Annotated in this window: 19 protein-coding genes, 2 pseudogenes and 1 riboswitch; of the genes and pseudogenes, 5 read left to right on the top strand and 16 right to left on the bottom strand. The window is 70.5% G+C overall.

What is annotated here, in order from left to right; translation table 11 throughout:
* The first annotated feature begins 120 nt into the window (after positions 1 to 120).
* Positions 121 to 2,151, top strand: a complete 2,031-nt coding sequence (locus tag AB0K36_RS21005; RefSeq protein ID WP_364596468.1) for a bifunctional glycosyltransferase 87/phosphatase PAP2 family protein — start codon at positions 121 to 123, stop codon at positions 2,149 to 2,151.
* Between the two features lie 50 nt (positions 2,152 to 2,201).
* On the opposite strand, the gene AB0K36_RS21000 is transcribed toward AB0K36_RS21005, so the two are convergent.
* Complete coding sequence (locus tag AB0K36_RS21000; protein ID WP_364596465.1) at positions 2,202 to 2,633, bottom strand: ATP-binding protein; 432 nt, start codon at positions 2,631 to 2,633, stop codon at positions 2,202 to 2,204.
* A gap of 91 nt (positions 2,634 to 2,724) precedes the next feature.
* Between AB0K36_RS21000 and AB0K36_RS20995 the strand changes: the two genes are divergently transcribed.
* Genes AB0K36_RS20995 through bla form a run of 3 tightly spaced genes read left to right on the top strand, consistent with a single transcriptional unit; the run spans position 2,725 to position 4,758 of the window.
* Positions 2,725 to 3,570 carry a helix-turn-helix domain-containing protein gene (locus AB0K36_RS20995; protein WP_435877896.1) on the top strand — a complete coding sequence of 282 codons (846 nt, stop codon included), beginning with the start codon at positions 2,725 to 2,727 and terminating at the stop codon, positions 3,568 to 3,570.
* Entirely contained in the window at positions 3,542 to 3,814 is a 273-nt protein-coding gene (locus tag AB0K36_RS20990; protein ID WP_364596462.1) for a DUF397 domain-containing protein, read from the top strand. Before AB0K36_RS20995 ends, AB0K36_RS20990 begins: the two co-directional genes overlap by 29 nt.
* On the top strand, positions 3,811 to 4,758 hold the full coding sequence (bla, locus tag AB0K36_RS20985; protein WP_364596459.1) for a class A beta-lactamase: 948 nt from the start codon (positions 3,811 to 3,813) through the stop codon (positions 4,756 to 4,758). The genes AB0K36_RS20990 and bla overlap by 4 nt, the downstream gene beginning before the upstream one ends.
* Positions 4,759 to 4,881: 123 nt before the next feature.
* Here bla and AB0K36_RS20980 read toward each other — a convergent pair whose 3' ends face one another.
* The 10 genes and pseudogenes from AB0K36_RS20980 to AB0K36_RS20935 form a co-directional block, all read right to left on the bottom strand.
* Positions 4,882 to 5,148, bottom strand: coding sequence for a hypothetical protein (locus AB0K36_RS20980; protein WP_364596456.1), 267 nt, complete (start codon positions 5,146 to 5,148; stop codon positions 4,882 to 4,884).
* A 94-nt stretch (positions 5,149 to 5,242) separates the two neighbouring features.
* Complete coding sequence (locus tag AB0K36_RS20975) at positions 5,243 to 5,386, bottom strand: hypothetical protein (protein ID WP_364596505.1); 144 nt, start codon at positions 5,384 to 5,386, stop codon at positions 5,243 to 5,245.
* Between the two features lie 19 nt (positions 5,387 to 5,405).
* Positions 5,406 to 6,103, bottom strand: a pseudogene (locus AB0K36_RS20970) (transposase); the annotation flags it as partial.
* Positions 6,104 to 6,580: 477 nt separating this feature from the next.
* Positions 6,581 to 6,838: a hypothetical protein gene (locus AB0K36_RS20965; protein ID WP_189474036.1), complete on the bottom strand. Its 258-nt coding sequence runs from the start codon at positions 6,836 to 6,838 to the stop codon at positions 6,581 to 6,583.
* Positions 6,838 to 11,520, bottom strand: coding sequence for a putative T7SS-secreted protein (locus AB0K36_RS20960; protein WP_364596453.1), 4,683 nt, complete (start codon positions 11,518 to 11,520; stop codon positions 6,838 to 6,840). Before AB0K36_RS20960 ends, AB0K36_RS20965 begins: the two co-directional genes overlap by 1 nt.
* Positions 11,520 to 12,167, bottom strand: coding sequence for a hypothetical protein (locus AB0K36_RS20955; RefSeq protein ID WP_364596450.1), 648 nt, complete (start codon positions 12,165 to 12,167; stop codon positions 11,520 to 11,522). The genes AB0K36_RS20960 and AB0K36_RS20955 overlap by 1 nt, the downstream gene beginning before the upstream one ends.
* Complete coding sequence (locus tag AB0K36_RS20950) at positions 12,164 to 12,676, bottom strand: SseB family protein (RefSeq protein WP_364596447.1); 513 nt, start codon at positions 12,674 to 12,676, stop codon at positions 12,164 to 12,166. The genes AB0K36_RS20955 and AB0K36_RS20950 overlap by 4 nt, the downstream gene beginning before the upstream one ends.
* Positions 12,677 to 12,857: 181 nt before the next feature.
* Positions 12,858 to 13,112: a hypothetical protein gene (locus AB0K36_RS20945; protein WP_364596444.1), complete on the bottom strand. Its 255-nt coding sequence runs from the start codon at positions 13,110 to 13,112 to the stop codon at positions 12,858 to 12,860.
* A gap of 287 nt (positions 13,113 to 13,399) precedes the next feature.
* Positions 13,400 to 14,295, bottom strand: a pseudogene (locus tag AB0K36_RS20940) (ISAzo13 family transposase); the annotation flags it as partial.
* Between the two features lie 224 nt (positions 14,296 to 14,519).
* Positions 14,520 to 15,764 (bottom strand): cytochrome P450, encoded by a 1,245-nt coding sequence (locus AB0K36_RS20935; protein ID WP_364596441.1) that lies wholly within the window; start codon positions 15,762 to 15,764, stop codon positions 14,520 to 14,522.
* 345 nt (positions 15,765 to 16,109) lie between these two features.
* Between AB0K36_RS20935 and AB0K36_RS20930 the strand changes: the two genes are divergently transcribed.
* On the top strand, positions 16,110 to 17,279 hold the full coding sequence (locus tag AB0K36_RS20930; RefSeq protein ID WP_189474027.1) for a steroid 3-ketoacyl-CoA thiolase: 1,170 nt from the start codon (positions 16,110 to 16,112) through the stop codon (positions 17,277 to 17,279).
* Between the two features lie 305 nt (positions 17,280 to 17,584).
* On the opposite strand, the gene AB0K36_RS20925 is transcribed toward AB0K36_RS20930, so the two are convergent.
* The 5 genes from AB0K36_RS20925 to AB0K36_RS20905 all read right to left on the bottom strand — a co-directional run bounded on the left by AB0K36_RS20925 (position 17,585) and on the right by AB0K36_RS20905 (position 23,694).
* The gene (locus AB0K36_RS20925) at positions 17,585 to 18,466 is read right to left on the bottom strand and encodes an ECF transporter S component (protein WP_435877895.1); all 882 of its coding nucleotides are present in this window, start codon (positions 18,464 to 18,466) and stop codon (positions 17,585 to 17,587) included.
* Complete coding sequence (locus AB0K36_RS20920; protein WP_364596437.1) at positions 18,463 to 20,265, bottom strand: ABC transporter ATP-binding protein; 1,803 nt, start codon at positions 20,263 to 20,265, stop codon at positions 18,463 to 18,465. The genes AB0K36_RS20925 and AB0K36_RS20920 overlap by 4 nt, the downstream gene beginning before the upstream one ends.
* Complete coding sequence (locus tag AB0K36_RS20915) at positions 20,262 to 21,416, bottom strand: energy-coupling factor transporter transmembrane protein EcfT (protein ID WP_364596498.1); 1,155 nt, start codon at positions 21,414 to 21,416, stop codon at positions 20,262 to 20,264. The genes AB0K36_RS20920 and AB0K36_RS20915 overlap by 4 nt, the downstream gene beginning before the upstream one ends.
* Before the next feature lie 389 nt (positions 21,417 to 21,805).
* The gene (locus AB0K36_RS20910) at positions 21,806 to 22,447 is read right to left on the bottom strand and encodes an SCO2322 family protein (RefSeq protein ID WP_364596434.1); all 642 of its coding nucleotides are present in this window, start codon (positions 22,445 to 22,447) and stop codon (positions 21,806 to 21,808) included.
* Positions 22,447 to 23,694, bottom strand: coding sequence for an SCO2321 family membrane protein (locus AB0K36_RS20905; protein ID WP_364596431.1), 1,248 nt, complete (start codon positions 23,692 to 23,694; stop codon positions 22,447 to 22,449). The genes AB0K36_RS20910 and AB0K36_RS20905 overlap by 1 nt, the downstream gene beginning before the upstream one ends.
* A gap of 142 nt (positions 23,695 to 23,836) precedes the next feature.
* Positions 23,837 to 23,909: riboswitch (cobalamin riboswitch) on the bottom strand.
* Positions 23,910 to 24,054: the final 145 nt, after the last annotated feature.

Here is a 24,054-nt window from a genome sequence, read left to right as displayed (position 1 = left end):
AGGCGAACAGGCGGTTGCGTAGGTCTTCTTCACGGGGCAGTGCGACGCTCTACGGACGCTCCGTGGACACCAGAACAGCACACACCAGACCGACAGAACGGTGGGGAGGCTCGGCGCGACGTGGCGAACGCGGAACGCAGCGTGCGCGGGAGTACGGCGGCGGATTCGAGGATCGGCGCGGCCAGGGCCGCGCTGTGGCTCTTCGCGGCAGTGCTCGCCGTACGGCAGACAGCGACCGTCCTGACCAGCCCGCCCGGAGAGCGGCTCACCGACCTGGGGACGTGGATCGGCGAGAACGGCGTACTGCACGTCCCCGGCTCCCTCTACGACGAAGGCCGGTTCACCGGCACCCCGTTCGCCGGGCTGGTGCTCAAGCCGCTCGCCAGATCGGCGGAGCAGAGCCTCGGCGTCGCCTGGACGTTCGGCACGCTGCTGCTCGTGGTGGTCCTCGGCCTCGTCGCGGCGCGCGCCCTGCCGATCCCCGTCTCCCGCCGCAGTACCCTGCTGGCCGCGCCGGTCGCCATCAGCCTGCTGATGCTGTCGCTCCCCGTACGCAACAGCTTCCACCTCGGCCAGACCAGCATCATCCCGGTGCTGCTCGTCCTCCTCGGCTGCCTCGCGGCGCGCGGCGAGAGACCCGCGGGCCTCCTCATCGGCGTCGGCGCCGCCCTCCAGCCGACCGTCCTGCTCTTCGCGCCCCTGCTGTGGTTCACCGGCCGCCGCCGGGCCGCGGTGACCTCCGCCGGCACCTTCGCCGCCCTGTCCGCCCTCGCCTGGGCCGCGATGCCCGGCGACTCATGGGCGTACTGGGTGCACCACGTCGCGGGCGCCGGTCTCGGCGAGAGCCCCGACAGCCTCGCCAACCAGTCCCTCCACGGCGCACTGCTGCGCTTCGGCCTCGAGGGCCCGCTCGAGATCGCCGTGTATCTGCTCCTGGCGTCGGCGGTCGTCCTCTTCGGTCTGCGGCGCGCCGTCCGCTACGCCCACGACGGCCAGTTGCTGCTCGCCGTAGCCCTCACCGGCTGCGTCGCCGTCGCTGTCTCGCCGACCGCCTGGCAGCACCAGGTCCTGTGGGTGCTGCTCGCCGTCGTCGGCCGCGTCGGCCGGCGGGCCTCCGACCGGATGCTGTGGCCCGTGCTCGTCGTCCTCACGGTCACGCTGCCGGGCAAGATGCTGCTGCCGAACCTCACGGTCCTCCACCCGGTACGGGAGAACGCGCTCCTCGTCGCGGCGCTGGCCGCGGCGTGCGCCGTGCCGTTCCTGAGGCTCGACTCGCCGTACTTCCGCCGCCCCGTCCCCACCGAGTACGCCGCCCCCGCCCCGGCCCGGTGGGCCCGCGTACCGCTGCTGCCGTTCTGGCGGCGGGTGCTCAGCCGGCCGAACCTGCTGCTCGAACTGCTCGTCATCCGCGTCGGCTACTCGGTCTACTCGCACATCCGCGCCGCCGCGACCGGCAGCGTGGCAGCGGCGGAGGAACACGCCCGGCAGATCCACTCCGTGGAGGGCGCGCTCGGCATCGACATCGAGCACTGGGTCAACCAGGCGGTGGTGCGGACCGAGTGGCTCGAAGCCTTCTTCGACTTCTATTACACGTCGTTCCACTTCCTGGTCCCGCTGTCGATCCTCGGCGTCCTCTACGTCCGCCGGCCCTCCGACTACCGCTGGGCCCGCGCCTCCCTCGCCTTCGCGACGGTGCTCGCGCTCCTCGGCTTCTGGCTCTACCCGCTGGCCCCGCCGCGGCTGATGCCCGGCATGGGTTTCATCGACACCGTCCACGGCCCGCAGGACCTCGCCAACCCGGACTACGGTGCGATGACCGCCGTCACCAACCAGTACGCGGCGATGCCGTCCCTGCACTTCGGCTGGTCGCTGTGGTGCGGACTGATCGTGCTGGTCCTCGCGCCCAGGCTGTGGATGAAGCTGCTGGGGCTGCTGCACCCGCTGTTCACTGTCTGCGCGATCGTCGCCACCGCCAACCACTGGGTCCTCGACGCCGCGGGCGGCGCGGCGGTGGTCGGAGCGGGCTTCGGTCTGACGTACGTACTGGCGGGCCGCAGGGAGCTGACGGTCCCGGCGAGGTCCGTCCCGTCGGCGAGGTCGGCCGACGCCGACGATGCCGACGACAAGGCGACCGCCGCCGCACGCGTGTGAGCCCCGGGGTACGGGCCGAGGCCCGTACCCCGGGGCGTGGATCGCCGCGTTCAGCCATCGTCCGCCAGGTCGGCGCGTTCCGCCACTTGAGTGACCCCTTGGGCGACCTCGAACCAGACCGTCTTGCCGGTTCCGCCCCGGCTGTCGACGCCCCACTTGTCGACGACGGCCTCCAGCAGCGCGAGCCCCCGACCGGACTCGTCCTCGGCCCCGGCCTGCTGCGGCACGGGCAACTGCCCGCACCCGTCGGACACTTCCACCCGTACGCCTTGCGGATGCCGCAGGATCAGCAACCCGCAACGCCCGCCCGGCACATGGCGCACGACATTGGCCAACAGCTCGGTCACCGCCAGCTCGACGGCATCGGTCAGCTCCCGCAGTTTCCAGAGGATCAGATAGCAGCGGACGATCCGCCGGATGTGCCGGGCGGAGTGGGCGCCTGCGGTGAAGCGCATACCGTACTGGGGAATCTCTTCGTTCACGGCACGAGCGTGGCCTGCGGTGACTACGCTGGGCCACCGAACGTACGCAACGTGCTCGTCCGTTGCGGCAGTTGAGCAAGGGGGTCCCGCCATGCCCGACATCCGCCACCTCAACGCACTCGACCCGGGCGCGTCGCCGCTCGACTACTACGGCTACGAGCTGCGCAGACACCGCGAGACGGCGGGCCTGACGCAAAAGCAGCTCGGCGCGATCGTGAACTACACGGGCTCACTGGTGGGGCAGGTCGAGACGGCGCGGAAACTGCCCACGGCGGAGTTCAGCGAGCGCGTGGACGCCGCGCTGGGCACGGGCGGGCTGTTGTCGCGGCTGCTGGGCCTGGTCCTGCGCAGTCAACTTCCGGCCTGGTTCCAGCAGGTCGCGGAGTTGGAGGCGCGGGCGACGGAGATCTCCACGTTCCAGACCCACATGGTGCACGGCCTGCTCCAGACCGAGGGATACGCCCGCGCCGTGCTCGGCACGATGGACCCGGAGGGTCTCGACGACCGCACGGCGGTACGGCTGGCGCGCCAGCGCATCCTGGAGAAGGCGGAGCCACCGGTCCTGTGGGCGATCCTGGGCGAGGGCGCGCTGCGGCAGGAGATCGGCGGGGCGGAGGTGATGCGCGGTCAACTCGGCCGCCTGTTGAGCTTCGAGAGCGACCCGCGGGTCAACGTGCAGGTGTTGCCGTTCTCGGCCGGTGAGCACGCGGGTCTCCAAGGCTCTTTCACCGTCTACCGCTTCACCGGTGACCCCGCGATCCTCTATACGGAGGGCTACGGGACGGGCCACCCCACCGCCAACCCGGACACGGTCAGGGACTGTTCGCTCCGTTACGATCACCTGCAGGCCGCAGCCCTCTCCATCAAGGACTCGGCAGAGCTGATCCGGCAGGTCATGGAGGAGTGCAATGGGGAGCAGCACGACACAGTGGCGTAAGTCGAGCTACAGCAGCGATCAGGGTGGCGACTGCGTGGAGTGCGCGCCCGTCGGCGGCGCCGCCTGGCGTAAGTCGAGCTACAGCGGCGACCAGGGCGGCGAATGCGTCGAGTGCGCCGACGTCGCCCACGGCGTCGCCGTGCGGGACTCCAAGGACGTCCACCGACCCGCGCTCCACGTCTCGCGGGACGCCTTCGCCGCCTTCGTGGGGGCGGCGGCCAGGGGGGAACTCCGGTCGCGATGACGGGATCGGGACCGGCCGTCACACGCCGCGCCCTCCTCGGCGCGGCGGCGCTGTTACCGCTGGCCGGATGCGCCAAGAGCAAGCCGGGCCCCGGTTCTCAGCCGCCGACGAGCCCGTCCTCGCCCTCCTCCGCATCCTCTCCGCCGGCCGATCGGCACGACGAGTTGGCCGAGCTGGAGCGCACGTACGACGCCCGCTTGGGCGTGTACGCACTCGCCACCGGCACCGGTGAGGTCATCGCCCACCGGGCCGACGAACGGTTCGCGTTCTGCTCCACGTTCAAGGGACTCGCGGCAGCCGCCGTGCTGGACCGGAACCCGCTGTCGCACCTGGACACGGTCGTCAGGTACACCGAGGCGGATCTGCTGAAGAACGCGTCCATCACGCCGCGCCACGTCTCCACCGGCATGACGATCCGCCAGCTCTGCGACGCGGCGGTCCGCTACAGCGACGGCACTGCGGGCAACCTGCTGCTCCGCGACCTCGGCGGGCCGGCCGAGCTGACGGCGTACGCACGCGGCCTTGGTGACACGGTCACCCGCATGGACCGGATCGAGCCGCTGATCACGGAGGCCACGCCGGGCGACCCCCGCGACACCACGTCCCCCCGGGCGTTCGGCTCCGACTACCGGAAGATCGTGCTGGGCGACGCCCTGCCGCCCGCGAAACGCGCGTTCCTCCGCGACCTGCTGGAGCGCAACGCGACCGGCGCCGGCGCCAAGCGGGTCCGGGCGGGTGTGCCGAAGGGCTGGACCGTGGCGGACAAGACCGGGACGGGCTCCTTCGGCACGCTCAACGACATCGCCGTCGTATGGCCCCCGAAGTCGGCGCCGCTCGTCATCTCGATCATGTCCAGCAAGACCACGGAGGACGCCGCCTACGACCAGGCCCTCATCGCCGAGGCGGCGGCGTACGCGGTGACCACGCTGGCTCGGCGGGGGTAGAGCCCGCGCGCGAGAGTGAACCGTGGCGAGGATCTCGCCTCGGCCCCGGGAGTGCGCGGTCACCTGCCGGTCGCCCGACGCGGACGGCCGCGATACGGACCGGGGCTGACCCGCAACGACCGCTTATAGCTCCGGAAACGGCGGGGTGCCGTCCATCACCTGCAACAACTTCCCAGCAGCTGTCGCCTCTTCCGGCCTTACGGAAGAGGCGGCACCTTCGATGACCGACCGGCCCGCGTGCACGGCTGTCCTGGCGGCCGCCTCCCAGCCGGCGCGCTGCCGGTAGCTCGCGTCGTGCTTCCCGTCCCTGGCCGCCGCTGCGGCAGAGTGCCACTGGTCGGTCCGGCAGATGTCTCCCAGCAGGTCCAGCAGCTCGGCCTTGCAAGCCACGTGCCGGGACCCGGCCAGCTCGAGAAGGAACGGGACCGTGGGACCTGTCGCCTCGCCGACGGCGAACCCCAGTGCACAGACGGCATCGCCCAGTTCATTCGGCGGCGCTACGGGCCGAGTGTTCGTCCCCGTACGCGATCCGGGACAGCAGAGGGGGAATGCCACCAGCCGGAGCATCCGTCGCGTCGCGCAGTTCTCCCCAGCGGACCCCCGAGACGTTCCTCAACAGACTTCCCATGCCCTGCTCCCCACTCGGGATGATCACGTCTGAGGCCGAGGTAGCCGTCGTCCAGGAGGACCTGCACGTCGGGAAAGTGTCGGGAGCAGGTGTCGATGCCTTCGTTGCGTGCGGCGGTGGCGTCATGCATTCGCCCTGGTCGCAGGGCGTCGGTCCAGAGTGTGTGGCCTTGATGGTAGGCAACGACGGTGGCTTTCATCGTGTTCTGTTTCTTCTTGCCCGAGACGAATGCCCGCCTGCCGCCGCGGCCGGCCAGAGGCCGGGGGACCTGGACCTCGGTGGCGTCCAGCCGTAGTTCAATGCCCTCGGCCTGGGCGTAGGCGAACACATCCGCCAGGGTCCACAGCCGCAGCCGGGCCGGTCGGGGACCGCACACCCGCGCCCTGCGAGAAGCCGGCGTATCTCGCCGATCGCGCGGGTGATGGTGGAGCAGTTGACACCGAACAGCAGCCCCCGCACCGCATGCGGCAGATCGTGCCGCAGATGAATCAGCATGGCCACCAGTCGGTCGACGAACACCAGCCGATGCCGGGCACCGGCCCCTGCCGCACGCCACCTGGCCCCGCCACGAGCGTCATAACGATGCCCCTCGACCACGGCCTGCCACGGACCGGCCAACCCCTCGACCAGACAAGCCAGATGATCCCGGGAGGTCCCTGTGAACACCTGATGCGTGAGAACCGTCCCGACTGACCATGATCGCCACGTCAGGATCATGCACATCCACCAGCAAGAACACTTCACCTGCAATCACGCACCAGCTCGTTAGAGATTCCTGGCCAACTGGCCACGAGTACACATCTTCACCACGTTCACTCGAGTTCACCCTGGGGTTTACGTGTCACCGCCATCGGTGACGACTAGCTTTCTTCCAGCCGGCGTGACCCTTCGCCGCGGGCGCGTTTCCCGACTCGGGCCAGCCGCTGTTCAACGTCCACGGCCGGTCCCGCAACTGGACGCGGTTTAGCTGGTCCAGGCCCATGGTCCCGTGCTGCTGGACGCGGAGGCGCACTTGCGCAAGTACCGTCAGATATTTTGGTCCGACTGGAGAGCCTCGCCCTGGACGCGACCGAGTTCGCGGACTTCATTTACAACATCGCCAAGGACCTATGAGGAAAAGGGACGTGGACGAACCCGCGCGTCTCGTAAGAGGAACGCAGCCCGTCGTTGACGGTGCTCCGTGCACCGCCGCGATCACTCGCGCTTGCGCAGCCGCCGAGCGATGTCGATGTCCTTCTGGAGGGCGCTGAGTCGCGGAGGGGTCCTGGAGTCGTCCAGGACAACAGCATGCAGGCGATCTCCCACGCGGGGAGGAGCCACATTCGCCGACCACCACGAGGGGTGCTTCACCTGGTCGATGAAGCAGGTGATGCCATCCGCATCCACCTGCGATCCGACGGGGGCTACAGCGGTGATCGTGACGTCGACCTCCTGGTGATTGACCAGCGCCATCAGGGACCTCCGAAAATCTTAACCCAAGACCTGTCAAGGGTCAGCTCGTTGAATCTATCCAGTTTGTCGTGAGGAATGGCAAACTCAATCCTGACAGCCCCGTCGGGACCGTTTCGGTCGTGCACCTTAGCGTAATCCATGAACTCCTCAAGGAATGAGGGGTGCATCTCGTATTTGACCATTCCCTTTGCGAAATTCAACCCATTTGGGCCTGCGTATTCAGCTGCCACCCCGCGTTCGCCGAAGTAGATCTTTCCGTCCGAGAGGATTCCGCCCCCGATGTCGACTCCAGGCTGGTGATTTGCGGGATTCGGGCCGTGATCCAGTTCGTATTGGGCGTCCACCGCCTTGGGGGTTCGGTAGATAGGGAAGTAGTCGGGTGCCAGGCCCAGAGAATCTGTCCAGCCCGTCGGGTTGTGGACGTAGGTGACCGGGTTGGGAGCCGGATTGAGGCCGAGTGGATCGGGGCTGAGGTAGCGGCCTGTCTCCGGGTCGTACGTACGGAAACCGTTGTAGTGCAAGTTGGTTTCAGGATCGTAATACTGCCCGGGGGAGCGAAGTGGTGTGTATGCCTCACTAGCTGCTGTCCAAGTGGTTGCGCCCCAAAGTGTGGTGCGAGTGCGCCATGCAACGTCGCCGCTTTCACCGAGCAACTCAGTCGGGGAGCCGACAAGGTCGGAGACAATCGAAAAGAAGCGTTCGTCGAACGCCTCTTGTGAGGCGTCCGATGCGAGGATGCGATCTCTTTGAGTGAGGGGGCGCAGTCCGTTGTGGTCCCAGGTGAGGACGACTGGGTTCGGGAGAGTCTTCGCCGCGGTTGTCTGTTCGCACAGCGTCCTCCCATCCCACGTAAACGTCACTTGCTCCACGACTGTCCGGCCATCCGCTGCCAGCTGCTGCTTCCCGATCCGCCGCCCCAGCGCGTCGTACTGGTAGCGCCAAACCCTGCCGTCCGGTGTGGTCACCGAGCGCATGCGATCTTCGGCGTTCCACTCGTAGCGCCAGGTGGCCGGCTTGCGGGACAGGCGGGTCTTCTGGCGGAGGGTGATGCGGCCGAGTACATCGTGCTCGTACCGCACATCGCCGGCACGCGTGATCGTCGTGCCCGTGTACTCACGCGCACCGACCGCCTCCTGGCCCGGGTGGGAGGCGGGCCAGGATGCCTGTGTCTGGTTGCCTGCTTCGTCGTAGGCGTAGCGCTCGGTCCAGCCTGCTGCGTGGACGGCGGTGACCCGGCCTGCCGGGTCGAGGTCGAAGGTCTTGGCGCCCGCCAGTTGGTCGTCGAGGCCGATGAGGTTGCCATCGGCGCGGTAGGTGTAGTCGCGGCGTTGGATGCTGCGGCCGGCGCCGGTGATCCGTTGGCTGGTGAGGCGGCCGAGCGGGTCGTACTCATTCGTGAAGGAGACGGTGTCGCCGATGTGGCGGGCGATTTCCTGGCCGGCGGCGTCGTGTTCGAAGGTGAGGGTGCGCCCGGAGGTGGTGAGGGAGGTGCGGCGGCCTGCGGCGTCGTAGGTCCAGGTGCTGACCGCTCCGGTCGGGGTCGTGCGGCCGGTGCGGCGGCCGAGTTCGTCGTACGTGAACGACATCGTGCGGCCGTTCACCGTCTCGGAGACGAGGCGGCCGTAGCGGTCGCGGAGAGACGTGATCGTGGCGTCCGCGTTGACCGCTTCCGCGAGCTGGTCCGTGAAGTCGTAGGCGAACGTCGTCACGGCCCCGGCGGCGTCCTTGCGGACGATGCGGTCCAGTTCGTCGCGCTCGTAGCGGATGGTCTGGCCCAGTGCGTCGGTGCGGGCGGTCAGGCGGCCGGCCACGTCCCGTTCGTACGACAGTGTCCGGTTGTCGAAGTCGGTCTCGGATATGAGGTGACCGGCCGCGTCATACGCGTAGTCCCACGTCAGGCCCTGCGGGTTGAGGACCTGGGTGAGGCGCAGCTCATGGTCGTGGCTGAACTCGTAGCGAATGCCGTCCGGGCCGGTGCGGGCGGTGAGCAGGTCGAAGTGGGTGTACTCGAAGCGGGACACCTGCCCCATGGCGTCGGTATGGGTGAGGCAGTTGCCCTCACCGTCGTACGTCCATGACTGCTCGCTGCCGTCGGCGTCGATGCGGCGGGCGAGCTTGCCCTCGGGCGTCCATTCCAGGCGGGTGACCGCGCCGAGCGGGCCGGTGAGGGTGACCGCTCGGCCGAAGGCGTCTCGGTCGATCCGGGTGGTCGCACCGAGGGGGTCGGTGACCTCGACGGGCAGACCGACAGTGTTGCAACGGATGCGGCTGGTGTTCCCAAGGCCGTCCGTGACGGCTGTGACGTGCCCGGCATCGTTGTACGTGTAGCGGGTGACGGTCCCGGACGGGCTTGTCACGCTGATGCGGTTACCGCGCTCGTCGTACTTCTGCCGGATGGCTGTCCGGTCCGGGTTCACGACACGTATCGGGAGCCCCAGCTGGTTGTACTCCGCGGTGGCTTCGCGGCCGTCAGGTCGCACCACGGTGGTCAGGAGGCCGGATTCGTCGTACGTGAAGCGGGCGGTGCGGCCGAGCGGGTCGGTCTGGCTCAGTAGACGGTTGAAGCGGTCACGTTCGTAGCGGGTGACCGCGCCGAGCGGGTCAGTCACCTCAATGACCTGGTGGGCGTCGTTGACGACGTACCGGCGGACAGCTCCGCCGCCGGTAGTCGCCGTGGTGACGCGCAGGCCGGTCTCCGGATCCGGGTCGCTGTAGGCGAGCCGCAGGGCCATGTGGCCGGCCGAGCCGCCTTCGGCGGTGCAGCGGTCCTGGTCGTCGTACTCGTACGTGTACGCGCTGCCGTTGGTGTCCGTCCAGGAGGTGACGCGGCCGCGCTCGTCGTAGCTGAACCGCAAGGGCAGGCCGGACGAGTTGGTGACGGATGTGAGGTGGCCGTCGGTGTAGCCGTAACGCAGGATTTCCTGGTCAGAGCCGTCGGCAGCCGCCCCTGCCAGGTGCAGGGCGGTGATCCGGCCTTCGCTGGCCGTGAGCTTCAGGTGGTAACCACCGTGATGGACGATCGAGGTCGGCGCATCGGACTCGTCGTACTCGAAGGTGATCCAGTTGCCGTTGCGGTCGTCGATCTGGGTGAGGAGGGCCACGTCGTCGTGGCGCGTGGTGAAGTGCCACACGCGGCCGATATCCGGGTCCGTGATCGTGTAGTCGCCGTCGATGTCGCGGTCGAGCGGCCGGCGCGGGCCATGGCTCGGCATGACGGCGACGCCCGGGGCCGGGTGCGGGTAGGACAGCAGCAGGCCGTCCTCGCAGACGAAGAGGACGCCCTCTGGGTGGATCTCCAGCCGCTGGTCGGCGGTGGAGGACCAGGACGGTCCGAACCAGCGCCCGGCCCGGTAGTCGGACGCCACCCGGCGGCTGAAGGCGAGCGGCAGCGAGCCCGGCAAACGGATGTCCGTCTGCGGCAGGTACATCACACCGGTGGCGAGGTCGATCGGGTCCGTGTTGTCGCTCTCGACGGCGTCCTTGGGGCGGGAGGTCTGAGCGGGGTCGTCCAGGGCCTTGCGCGCCCCTGACTCGGCGGCTTCGGTGACCGCGTGCTTCGCACCGCTGCGCAGGCCCGCTGTGGCCACGCCCTTGACGACACCCGCACCCTTGGTTCCCAGGAGTTCGGGGACGAGGCGGCCGAGGAATTCGGCGGGGTCGCCCTTCGCCGCGTCCCACGCGTTCTTCAGAGCGCGGTCCGGGTTCGCCACTGTTGACGCGAGGCCGGCGAGCGTCATGTTGACGCCCTTGTAGTACTCGGCGGGGTGGGTCAGGTTGTAGACGTCGATCGGGTTGACCGACCGCACGAAATTGACCAGGCCCGCGGTGCCCTTGATGATGCCGCCGCCGAAGTGGGCCAGCTCGATGCTCTGGCCCAGGCCGTAGTCCATGAGCTCGGTCTGGAGCTTGTCCAGGCCGGTCTTGTCCTTCGGCGCGTGCGCCATGGCGGCGTGAACCGCGGTCTTGGCGGTGTCGCCGGCCTGGTTCCGCGCGGCGCGGGCGTCGTCCAGGATCTCCTGCGCGCGCTTGCGTTTGGCCGTGGTCGGGTCCTTGAACTCCCCCGGGTGCGGCAGCGGGTTGTCGCTGTTGCGGGCGGCGTCGTAGGCGTCGGCCTTCTTGTTGAACTCCGCAGCCGCCTTCTCGTAGTCCTTCTTCGCCTCGTTGTACAGGGCGATCGCCTCACGCGCCTTGCCCTGCGCAGTGACGACGGCCGTCGAATACGTCTCCAGCGCCTTGGCCGCGTCCTCGAACGCGTCCGCCGCGCGCAGCCAGTCCTTGGGCAGCGTGTCGAACTTCTTCCGGAAGGTGTCAGCCGCCTCGCCCTTCCAGTGCTGGGAGTCCAGCTTCTGCATCCCACCGCCGACCAGGTCGAACGCCTTCTGGAAGTCCCGCAGGTTCTTCACCGCCGAGGCGATCTTCTCCGGCCGTCCGTGGATCAGCTCATTGGCCTCCTCGGTCTGCCCGAGCTGTTTCTCCCCGACCTCCGCACCCAGCGAAGAAGCGGTCTCATCCCCCCAGTCCTCGACCGCGTCCGCCCACTCGTGCGCACCGACCTTCTCCAGGCCCTCGCCGGCCTTGTCGGTCACATAGTCGACGCCCTCGCCGACGACTTCCTTGCCCTTGTCGATCGCCCGGTCGGCACCGTCGACGAGCTTGTCGCCCCACCCCCGCCAGTCCACCATCAGCGAATCTCCCCCCACCGCGGCTGCTCGGCCTGATCGATCGTGGCCTGGTCAGGATCGAGGTCTTCCTTCAACTGCTCGTCCATCGCGTCCCGGATCTTCGGGTCGATCAAGCCGGAACGCTCCATCGAGTCCATCTGCGCGTCCATCACGTCATACGTGGTGTTCTTCCACATCTGCTTGACCTCGCCGTGCGCCTCACGCATCGACTCCGCGCTCCAGTCCGCGTTGTCCCACGCGTGCTGGTCACGAATCGTGTCCCAGCTCATCTGCTTGACCTCGTCCTCCGACAGATGAGGATTGCCGTTCAGCGAGTTCACACCGATCTTGATCGCGTCCTTGACGTACTGCTCCTGCTCCGCGAACGAGCCCGCCGACAACCCCACGCCCTGCGCGAAGGCGTTGCCCTTCAGCGTCAGCGTCCGGACCCCCCACTCCCAGCGGCTGCAGAACGTCTCGACCTCCGCCGTCAAACCGCCGTGTCCCAGCTCCAGCCCCGACAGCGCGAGATCCGAGAACCCCCGGCCGACCGACGCCTCGCCGATCATGCCGAGCTCCTTCAGCTCGGCATGCGCCAGATTGATCCCCTTCGCGATCTCCGCCAGCCCCGACGCCGCCGCCGCAAGCTCAGGCTCACCAACACTCACCGCACACCCCCGAGATCCACCGCCACCTCATCCGGAACGATCCCCGCCACCGGCGGAAACACCATCCCGTCCTCACTGCCCACGTCCAGCGCAACACCACCCGGACCCGGCAGCATCGGCACCATCACATCCAGTAGCCGGGCGCCCAGAATCGTCCGGTACGCCCACTCACGCCCCGCACCCCCCTGCGCATGAGCAAATCGCGCCAACGCCTCCTCGTCCGAGAACGCACAGATCCACCGCACTCCGTTGAAATCCGCCGTCCACAAACTGTCCTGCGTATCGAACGGCACCAACACCGCCGACCGCCGAAACTCCCCCAGCAAACGCGCAACCCCCCGCCGCGCAGCCGCCACCTCATCGAGCGGTTCATCCCGCTCAGCGACAGATGGAGCCACCGCTGAGTTCGTTGACGGCTCAAACAATGCGGTCGGACCCGGTACGTCCCCCAAGTCGGCCAACCGGGAAGCCGGTCGAGGCTTCGGTATCTCATCCCCGTTGTCAGTCACCCGCGAATGCTGCCATGTGGATCTTCCCATCAGCAACGAATAGTGAGCCCCAACACCTTCACAACCGACGAGCGTTGGTGCAGCTTCTCGTACACCCAGAGCGCTACGGGGTCACCGCTCGCCGCGACTCACGCGAGCAACAGGCTCTCGGTGACACTCACCACAGGAAAGATCTGCACCCTCAGTTCACCCACGTGTCCGCTGTCCCGAACTCCGTCAAGAGGCCGGTCCTGCCGCCCTCCTCCTCAACTCGGAGCCGCCGTGCCCCTTCCCGAAAGAGACGCATGCTGACCTCTCCCGAGTCCGAGAACCAGGAGAACGCCACGGATCGCCGGGCGTCGTCGTAGGAGAACGTCACATCCTCGCCCGTCATCTCCGGTTCGACGGCGAAGGTGTTGACCAGCAGTTGGGGATCGCCGGTGACGAACTCACTCACAACTGACCACCGTCCCCGCTTTCCAGTTCCAGCAGCGCCTCGTGCCGGAAGTCCTCCGGTCTGTGATGTACGGCCGCAGGCCCGGGTGCGGACGGCAGAACGTCACGTGCGCCGTGACCGTGCCCTCATCCGTCCAGGACTCGGACACGCTGACGTACGCCTTCACGGCGGGCCCGTCGACCGACGCCGACTTCAGGCAGTGCAGGGCATACGCCAGGCATCGTCGGGTCAGCGGTTCGATTCGCTCGGACCAGACGGCGGCAGGTCGTGGTCCACCGGCGGTTGGTGACCTTGATGCCGGTGTCGTAGGTGCCCGGGTCGAGTTCGGCGTGGACGGTCAGCCCGGTGCGGGTGGTGGTTGCCACGATGCTGTTCACGATGACGTCGTGGCTGGTGAGCGGGCGGCCACGCCAGTTCATGGAGCTGTGGGAGAACAGCCAGTGCTCGATCTTGTTCCATTTCGAAGTGCCCGGACGCATGTGGCAGACCGTGATGGCCAAACCCGTCTCGGCGGCCAGGGCGGCGAGTTCCTTCTTTCAGGCGTGGGTGCGGTAGCCGTTGGAGTCGCCGGCGTCCGCGGTGATCACCAGACGGGTGGCGCCCGGGTAGTCGTGCCGGCCCCGAGCCTGCCACCAGCGGCGGATGGATTCCACGGCGAAGGCAGCGGTGTCGTGATCGGTGCCGACACTGAACCAGCCGGTGTTTGCGGCGATGTCGTAGATCCCGTACGGGATCGCCTTGCCCGGCCCCTGCCGGTCAAGGAAGTCATGGGTCCTGACCCGGGTCGGCAGTCCCTTCGGATGCCACTCGCGGCCTCCGTTCCTGTACTGGCCGACCAGCTACTTCTTCTTGGTGTCCACGCTGATCACCGGGTCGCCGGCGTCCATATGCTCCTTGGCCCAGGCGTTGATGTAGCGGAATTGGGCGTCCCCGTCGGGATGCTGGGCGCCCTCGAGGGTCTTGGCGTTGGCCTGGAGACTGAACCCCTCCTCCCGTAGCAGGCCAGCGACGGTATCCGCCGAGACGCGGTGGCCCCGGGCCGGCGGACCCGGCCCAGCGGTTCCGCCCCCGTTTCCAGCTCGGCCACACCCGTGCGGACAGTGGTCTCGCTGACCCCGGCCGCCCGCGCGACAGCCCGGATCCCGCCGTGTCCCAGGATCCGGGCCCGCCGCCGCAAGGTCATGCCCGAGCGGCCACCCGGGCCGGTCCACCTCAATGCGGTAGCCGTTCCTAGGAACACGGCAGTCGAGAAACATGGAGCCGTCGGAAGCAGTACCGCCGACCACGTCCTGCCCTTGCGCTTCCCTTCCTATGCGTCGGCAACAGGCTGTGACATCCGGTTCAGCTCCTCACGGTTGCCATGGCCGACCAGCGAACAGCACCATGCGCCCTGTGGGCCGAGGGCGCTCACCCCGTCGTGACCCGCAGTTCCTTGATGCCGTTCAGCCACGCCGAGCGCAGCCGACGCGGGTCGCCCGAGAGGCGGAGGTCCGGGAGGGTGTCGGCTATCGCGTCGAAGATCAGGTTGATCTCCATGACGGCCAGGGACTTGCCCAGGCAGAAGTGCGGACCGCCGCCGCCGAAGCCCAGGTGGGGGTTGGGGTCGCGGGTGATGTCGAAGCGTTCCGGGTGGTCGAAGACCGCGGGGTCGTTGTTGGCGGAGGAGTAGAAGAGGCCGACGCGGTCGCCCTTCTTGATGCGGGCGCCACCCAGGACGACGTCCTGGGTCGCGGTGCGCTGGAAGGAGACGACGGGCGTCGCCCAGCGCACGATCTCCTCCGCCGTCGTGTCGGGGCGCAGCCGCTTGTAGAGCTCCCACTGCTCCGGGTGGGTCAGGAAGGCGTGCATCCCGTGGCTGATCGCGTTGCGGGTGGTCTCGTTCCCGGCCACCGCCAGCAGGATGACGAAGAAGCCGAACTCGTCGGAGGACAGGTTGCCTTCGCCCTCCGCGGCGACGAGCCGGCTGACGATGTCCTCGGCAGGGCACTCCTTCCGCGCCGCCGCCAGGTTCATCGCGTACGAGACGATCTCCATCGCCGCCTCCGTGCCGACCTCCTCCGTGATCGCGTACTCGGGGTCGTCGTACGCGGCCATCTTGTTGGACCAGTCGAAGATCTTGGACCGGTCCTCCTGGGGGACGCCGATGAGTTCGGCGATGGCCTGGAGGGGGAGTTCCACGGCGATGTTGGTGACGAAGTCGAAGCTGCCGTCCGGCTTCGCGCCGCTCCGGGCCGTCTCGACGATCGAGCGCGCCCGCCGGCGCAGCGCGGCCTCCAGGGAGCGCACGGCGCGCGGGGTGAAGCCGCGCTGGACGATCTGGCGGACCCGGGTGTGCTCGGGCGGGTCCATGTTGAGCATGATCAGCTTCTGGACCTCGATCTGGTCGCGGCTGATGGACTCGTTGAAGCGGATGACGGCCGTGTTGGTCCAGGAGGAGAAGAGCTCCGGGTGCGTGGAGACGTGCCGGACGTCCGCGTGCCGGGTGACGACCCAGTAGCCCTCGTCGTCGAAGCCGGAGATGCCGGCGGGCTGCTCGCACCACCAGACGGGCGCGGTGCGCCGCATCTCGGCGAACTCGGGGTGGGGGACGCGAGCCTGGAGGAGGTCGGGGTCGGTGAAGTCGAACCCTGGGGGCAGGTGGGGGCAGGACATCGGCAGCTCCCGCTTCGCTTCGGGTCGCGGTCTGACGGTCTGATGGGCCATCAGGAAGTGGCCGAAAGGTAGTAACGAGTTCTACAAGTAGCAAGGCTCACGGTCGGAACTGTTGCCTGCGCGGGTCGCAGTAAGAGGCGTGCAAGACCCTTGCGTACCGGCGGTAGCACTCATAAGACTTCTTGCAGAACTAGAACGCGTACCAGTTCGCCGGTTCGCCGTGTTCGCCGGTTCACCGGTTCGCGAGTTCGCGAAGTTCGAGAGTCCGGAGAGTTCCACAGTTTCGAGAGTTCGGCCCTGAAGGGCGCCGGGACGCCCGGACGGCCGCGAGGAGAGGACGAGCTCATGGCCGCGGAACCCGTCATCGTCGAAGCCGTACGTACCCCCATCGGCAAGCGGGGAGGACTCCTCGCCAACCTCCATCCCGCCTACCTGCTGGGCGAGACCTACCGGGAACTCCTCGCGCGCACCGGCATCCACGCCGACTGCGTCGAGCAGATCGTCGGCGGCACGGTCACCCACGCCGGCGAGCAGTCCATGAACCCGGCGCGCACCGCCTGGCTCACCGTCGGCCTGCCCTACGAGACCGCGGCCACCACCGTCGACTGCCAGTGCGGCTCTTCGCAGCAGGCGAGCCACATGGTCGCCAACATGATCTCGGCCGGGGTCATCGACATCGGCATCAGCTGCGGCGTCGAGGCGATGTCGCGGGTGCCGCTCGGCAGCGGGTCCAAGCACGGGCCCGGCAAACCGTTCCCCGACGAGTGGAACGTCGACCTCCCCAACCAGTTCGAGGCCGCAGAGCGCATCGCCCGCCGCCGCGGACTGACGCGGGAGGACGTGGACCGCCTCGGACTGCTGTCCCAGCAGCGGGCGGCGATCGCCTGGAGCGAGGAGCGCTTCAAGCGCGAGACGTACGCCGTGCAGGTGCCGACGACGGAGGAGGAACAGGCGGCGGGGCAGGGGATGTGGCGGCTCGTCGACCGGGACGAAGGACTGCGCGACACGTCGGCGGAGGCGCTCGCGGGTCTGAAACCGGTCATGCCGACCGCCGTGCACACGGCCGGGAACTCGTCACAGATCTCCGACGGCGCGGCCGCCCTCATGTGGGCGTCCAAGCGCATGGCGCGGGCGCTCAAGCTGAAGCCACGGGCCCGTATCGTCGCGCAGGCCCTCGTCGGCGCCGACCCGCACTACCACCTCGACGGCCCGATCGACGCGACGCGGGCGGTGCTGGGCAGGGCAGGCATGTCGCTCAAGGACATCGACGTCATCGAGATCAACGAGGCTTTCGCGTCCGTGGTGCTCAGCTGGGCGCAGGTCTTCGACCAGGACCTCGAGAAGGTCAACGTGAACGGCGGCGGTATAGCGCTCGGGCACCCGGTCGGCGCGACGGGCGCCCGGCTCATCACCACGGCGCTCCACGAACTGGAACGCCAGGACAAAGAGTTCGCCCTGATCGCCATGTGCGCGGGCGGCGCGCAGGCGACCGGCACGATCATCCAGCGGATCTGAGACGGCCCGCCTCTCAGCGGATCCGAGGGTGGGCCCGCAGCGCGGGTCGCCGGCGGTGCGGCGCGGGGTCCGGCTGCCGCGCGGGCTGCCGGGCCCGGCAGCGGACCGGTCGCCCAGGGCGGGCCGCGGTACCGGCAATCGTGGCCGGGCCGTGGGGCTACTCCGGGCCTTGACGTGAGGTCGGGCTCCGGGACGGTTGTGGCCCGGCCGTGGGCGGGCCGCCGGGCTTTGGCGGAGGGTCGGGCTCGGGACGTCGGGGCCGGCCCCGGGCCGTACCCGCGCGCCCCCGGCGTCTCGGGGGCGGCTCACGGGCGCGGGGCGGCCCCCGGCGCCTCGAACGTGGCCCGTGCCTCGAACGCCGCCCGCCGCGTCGCCCGCCGCAGCGCCTTGAGCAGCGTCGCGCCGAGGGTGAACGTCAGCACTACCGTGAGCAGCGCACGGCCGAGGTCCCAGCCGAGGGATGTGGCCGCGCAGTACGCGAGGAAACGGACCAGGTTCTCGTGCACCGGATCACCGGCGTGGAACGAGATCCCGGACGACATGCCGCTGATGATCGTCCAGCCGTACAGGTTCATGACCGTGCCGTACGCGAACGCCGCGAGTGCCCCGTACGCGGCGAGCATCAACAGCTCCGCCCGCCCCCGGAGCCGCTCCGGGCCCGGCAGCAGGCCCGCGCCCATGGTGAACCAGCCCATGGACAGCATCTGGAACGGCATCCACGGCCCCACCCCGCCCGTCAGCAGCGCGGACGCGAACATGGTGACGGCGCCGAGCACGAACCCGAAGCCCGGGCCGAGGACCCGGCCGCTCAGCACCATCAGGAAGAACATGGGCTCCAGCCCGGCCGTTCCCGCGCCGAGCGGTCTCAGCGCCGCCCCCACCGCGGCCAGCACGCCGAGCATCGCCACGGCCTTCGCGTCCATGCCGCTGTCGGCGATCGTCGCGACGACGACGGCGACGAGGAGCGGGAGCAGCGCGCCGAACAGCCACGGCGCGTCGCCGGCGTGCGCCGCGAGCCCCGAGCTCTCCCCGGCGAGCAGCGGCCAGCCGAAGAAGACAGCGCCGATCGCGCTGATGAGGACGAGCGCGGCGATCGAACGGGGGCCGAGGCGGACCGGGCGGACGGGACGGGTGGCCTCGGCCTGGGCCCTCGGCGGGACCTCGGTGGGCGGGACGGGCGTGGTCACGGGGCCGCCTCCAGGGCCGCCTCGACCTGGGAGACGGTCAGCCACGGCTGCGGCGCCAGGATCTTGGCGACCTGCGGGGCGAAGGCGGGCGAAGAGACCACGACGTCGGCCGTCGGGCCGTCCGCGACCACCTCGCCGCCCGCCAGGATCACCACCCGGTGCGCCAGTTCGGCGGCCAGCTCCACGTCATGGGTCGCCAGGACGATGGCGTGCCCGTCCTCGGCGAGACCTCTCAGCACGGCCACCAGCCGGGCCTTCGCCGCGTAGTCCAGACCACGGGTCGGCTCGTCGAGGAGCAGCAGCGGAGGGCGGCCGGTGAGCACGATCGCCAGCGCGAGCGCCAGACGCTGACCCTCCGACAGGTCACGGGGGTGCGTCGCGTCGGCCACGCCCGGCAGCAGCTCGGTGACCAGCGCCCGGCAGGTGCCGGGGGCCGCGCCCGCGTCCGCGTCGGCGGCCGCGCATTCGGCGGCCACCGTGTCCGCGTAGAGCAGGTCGCGGGGCTCCTGCGGTACGAGCCCGACCTGCCGGATCAGCTCGCGCGGGTCCGTGCGGTGGGGGGTGCGGCCGTTGACCGTGACCGTCCCCGCCGTCGGCTCGACCATGCCGACGATGGCGTTGAGCAGGGTCGACTTGCCGGCGCCGTTACGGCCCATGAGGGCGACGGTCTCGCCAGGGGCGACGGCCAGGTCGACCCGCCGGAGTGCCTCGACGCGGGCGCGGCGGACTGAGAGGGCGGTGGTGGTGACGAGGTGGGTGGGGGTGGACTCCGGTGCCGAGGCCGCGGGGGGTGGGGTGGTGCGGAGGAGGCGGGCGAGGAGGCGGTGTGCGGGGCGGTGGGTGGGGCCGCGGTGGGCAGGGCCGCTGCGCGGGGCTTGTTCCCCTCCCCGCCCCTTCCCGAACCGGGCTCCGCCCGGACCCGGTACCGCGCTTCGCGCGGTGCCCTCAAACGCCGGGCGGGCTGGAGTTCGCAGCGCACCCGTGGCCGCAAGGCGGTCGCGCAGGGCGCCCGCGCGGCGGCGGGCGTCGCGTATCGACAGGGGGACCGGGGACCAGCCCGCCAGGCGGGCCAGTGTCACCACCGGCGGGCGGACCGGCGAGTCGGCCATCACCGTGGCCGGATCGCCGACGACCGGCCCGGCCCCGGGCGCGGGCAGGAGCACGACGCGGTCGGCGTACTGGACGACCCGCTCCAGGCGGTGCTCCGCCATCAGCACCGTCGTGCCCAGGTCGTGGACGAGGCGTTGCAGCACTGCGAGGACCTCTTCTGCCGCCGCCGGGTCCAGCGCCGACGTCGGCTCGTCGAGCACGAGGACCTTCGGATGCGTGGTCAGCACCGAGCCGATCGCCACACGCTGTTGCTGGCCGCCGGACAGCGTCGCGATGGGCCGGTCGCGCAGCTCCACCAGACCCAGAAGGTCGAGCGTCTCCTCGACCCGGCGCCGCATCACGCCGGGCGCGAGGCCCAGCGACTCCATGCCGTACGCGAGTTCGTCCTCGACCGTGTCGGTGACGAAATGGGCGAGCGGGTCCTGGCCCACCGTGCCGACCACGTCCGCGAGTTCGCGCGGCTTGTGGGTGCGGGTGTCCCGGCCGTCGACCGTGACCCGGCCGCGCAGCGTTCCGCCCGTGAAGTGCGGGACGAGCCCGGACACCGCGCCGAGCAGGGTCGACTTGCCCACGCCGGACGGGCCGACGAGGAGGACCAGTTCACCCTCCGGGACGGTGAGGTCGATGTTCTCCAGTGTCGGGGCGGCAGCGCCCTCGTACGTCACGGAGACGTTCTCGAAGCGGATCACCGGGTCGACTCCTTGGCTCCTGCGGGGACGGCTCCTGCGGGGGCGGCTCCTGCGGGGACCGGCGCGACGAACGCCGGGAGCAGGCCGATCAGCACGGACAGTGCGGGCCACAGCGGCAGTTCGGGCGCCGTCAGCGGTACGACGCCGGGGTGCAGCGCCTCGCCGCCCGGTACGGTCGCCGCCCGGATCATCAGGGCGGCGACGGCCGCGCCGGAACCGGCCACCAGCCAGGACCGCACGCCCCACCGGTCCGGGCGGTAGCGACTGCGGACCGAACGCCGGCCGCCCAGCCACAGGCCACCGGCCGCCGCGACGAGCCCGGCGACCAGCAGCGGTACGCCGTAGCGCGCGCCCTCCGCCGCGAGCAGCCCGTACGATCCGGCGCACACCCCGAGCAGCCCGCCGAGGGTGAGCGCCGTCGTGGTGTGCCGCACGGCGGGCGGCACCTGGGCGGTGCGGCCGTACCCGCGGGCGTCCATGGACGCGGCGACCGCGACGGACCGCTCCAGCGCGCCCTCCAGGACCGGCAGTCCGATCTGGGCGACGGCCCGCACACCGCCGGTCGGTCGGCCCCGAAGGCGGCGCGCCGTGCGCAGCCGCAGGACGTCCGCGACCATGTTCGGCGCGAACGTCATCGCGACGACGACCGCGACGCCGGCCTCGTACAGCGCGCCCGGCAGCGACTTGAGCAGCCGGGCGGGGTTGGCGAGCGCGTTCGCCGCGCCGACGCAGATGAGCAGGGCCGCCAGCTTGGCGCCGTCGTACAGCGCGAACACGATCTGCTCGGCGAACACCCGTCCGCCGATCCGCACGCCGTCCGCCCAGCCGGGCATCGGCACCTCGGGGAGCGTGAACAGCACGTGCGTACCGGCGATGGGGGAGCCGAGGGCGACGGAGAAGACGACGCGTACGCCGATGACGAGCAGCCCGAGCTTGACGAAGGCGCCGTAGGAGCGGGCCCACGGCGCGTCGGTGCGGCGTGCGGCCACGACGTAGCCGGCGACGCCGACGAGCAGCCCGAGGAGGAGCGGGTTCGTCGTCCGCGACGCGGCGACGGCCAGTCCCAGCGCCCACAGCCACCAGGCGCCGGCGTGCAGGGCGTTGCTCCGGCTCGCGACGGGGGCGCGGGTCGCGCGGAGCGCGTCGAGCAGGGGGTGCGTTCCGTGGCCGGGGCCGTTGGATGCGGCGGCCCCGTGCGGTACGGGCCGGGCCGCCTGGCGGTGTGCGCGGTGTCCGACGGCCCCGTGCGGTACGCCGGGGCGCTGCCCCGGACCCCGCGCCTCGATCGCCGGCGGGGCTGGGTCGGCCGGGTCGTCGGCGTGCGCTCGCGGCGCGGGGGTCTTGGGGGTGGCCGGGCCGTGGGGTGCGACGGCCCCGTGCGATACGCCGGGGCGCTGCCCCGGGCCCCGCGCCTCAATCGCCGGCGGGGCTTGATGTGCCCCGGCGTCTGGCGTGGGAGTCGGGCCCGGGGGTCGTTCCGCGGGCGCACCGTGCGTGGTAGCTGACCCCCGGGGCGGAACGGGCCCGTTGGCGCGGGCGGTCATCGGGTGGTGTGGCGGGAGCGCCACACCGCCGCTCCGGCCAGGGTCAGGACCGCCGCGATGCCCGCGTACACGCCCACCGACGGGCCGTCGTCCCCGGCCGGATCCTTCGTGGCGTTCGTGGCGTTCGTGTCGGCGGCCGGCAGGGCCTGGTCGCCGCAGCCCGAGGCGGGGTAGCCCGTGATCGCGCACAGCAGCGCCTCGCTGTTGTAGCGCAGCGGCTTCGCCACCTGAGCCAGTGCCTCCGCCGTCGTCGCCGCCGGGGCGACCCGCGCGCACGCCGTGCGCTGCGCGGGGGGCGTCTCGCCCCGGGGTGCGTCCGCCGCCGTGCCGGAGTCGATGACGAGGGCGATCCGCTTCGTGCCGTCCTTCGCGGGCGTGCCCGCGCAGATCGTGGCGAAGTCGGGCGCCGTGCGCGGGGTCGCCGCGTCCCCGCTGTCCTCGCTGACGGAGAAGCGGAAGCCGTTCACGGACCCGTCGGCCGGGCGGGCGGTCGCCGGGCCCTCCGTGGCGTACGTCCACTCGCCGCCGCTGCTCTTCCAGAACGACCAGTAGCGGTAGCCCGCGGCCTGTGCGGGAGCCGCGACGGCCACCATGAGCAGGGCGCAGAGGCCGAGGAGGGCGAGGAAGCGGGCGCGCATCAGCTCTGGTTCTTCCGGCGGCCGCTGAACAGGAATCCGACACCGACGGCCGCGACGAAGAACACGCCCACGATCCACCACGTGGAGGACGACGAGTCCGAGGAGTCGGAGGAGTCCTTCTCGCTCTTCGCGGAGGCGGACGGCGAGGCGGCCTTCTGCGGGGCGGGACCGGTCGCGTTCAGGGCCGCGACCAGGTCCTGGCCGCCGAAGGACTTCGGGTCGGCGCCGGCCGCGCGGGCGGCGAAGATCAGCTGGGCGTACGCGGCGGGGCCGTTCTGCTTCGCCCAGGCCGCCGAGTTCTGCTGCAGCCACGCCAGCGGCTTCTTCGCCTGCTCGGCCAGGCCCTGCGCGGACAGCGCGACGACCGCGTCGGCGGTGTTGCCGAAGTCCGGCGCGGGCGAGGAGTCGTCGGCGCCGGGCATCGGCGGAGTGTCGAAGTGGCCCTTCTTCGCCAGCCCGTTCGCGAGGTACGCCGCGCCGTTGTGCGCCGCGCCCTCGATGTCGGTGGCCTTCTCGCAGGCCGTGCCCTTGGCGTCCTCGGCGCCGGCGCCGGTCGCCGCCAGGCCCTTGCCGTGGGCTGCGAGCACGGCCGCCGCGGTGGAGTCGGCGACGATGCCGGGGGACGCGACCTGGTAGACGAACGCGCCGCCGTCCTCGCTGCCGCAGGGCTTCGCGAACGTCAGCAACGCGTCGTAAGGGGTCTTGCCGCCCTTGGACTTCGCGGCGGCGGGCTGCTCGCCGGCCGCGGCGAGCGCGCCGATGACGACGGAGGTCGAGTTCGCGTCGCTCGCGCCGCCCGGGTTGTAGCCCCAGCCGCCGTCCTCGTTCTGCACGGACTTCAGCCAGCCGACGGTCTTGTCGACCACGGCGTCCTGCCCGCCGAGCGCGGCGAGCGCCTGCACGGCGGCGGCACTGGCGTTGGTGTCGAGCGGCAGCTTGGCGTCGCAGTCCTTCGCGGTGTCGGCGCGGTACGAGGGGAAGCCGCCGCCCGCGCACTGCTGCCCGGTCAGGAAGGCGACCGCCGCGTCCGCGGGCCTCACCCCGGCCGTGTCCTGGGCGAGGAGGGCGAGCGACTGCCGCCACACACCGTCGTAGGTCGGGTCGCCCTTGCCGTAGAGGCCGGCGGGCAGTTCGGCGGACGGCGTGGGGGAGGGGGCGGAGGGGGCCGCGAAGGCGGCGGGTGCGGCGGACAGGCCGAGCACGGCGGAGGCGACGAGCGCGGCTGCGCCGCGGCGAACGGTGGTCATGGCGGGCGGTGCCTCTCCTGCGGTACTCCGGCGGGATCCGGGCACGGGCACGCTCAGGCACCTGGGCTCCGGCTCCGTATGCCTCGACGGTGCCGGTCACCGGCGGGCTGCCGGTGACACGAGCCGGTCACGACCTCGTACGGGGCATTCCGACTTGCCGCCATGGAGGGCGGCTCACGGTTGCGGGTCAGCGCCGGATTCGCACCGGCTTCCCCCCGTACGGGTAATGATGACGACGGCGCCACTCTACCGGCCGGTCACCCACCCGGACGTGGGGCACCGGTCACACCGCCGCGTACCCGGCCGGGCTCCCCGCGTCACACCGCCACGTACCGGGCCGGCTCCCCGCCGTCACACCGC

It is taken from the genome of Streptomyces kurssanovii, from assembly GCF_040677245.1.
Lineage (GTDB): Bacteria > Actinomycetota > Actinomycetes > Streptomycetales > Streptomycetaceae > Streptomyces > Streptomyces kurssanovii.
The sequence above is the reverse complement of the archived record's forward strand: the minus strand, read 5'-3'. Positions and strand labels throughout refer to the sequence as shown.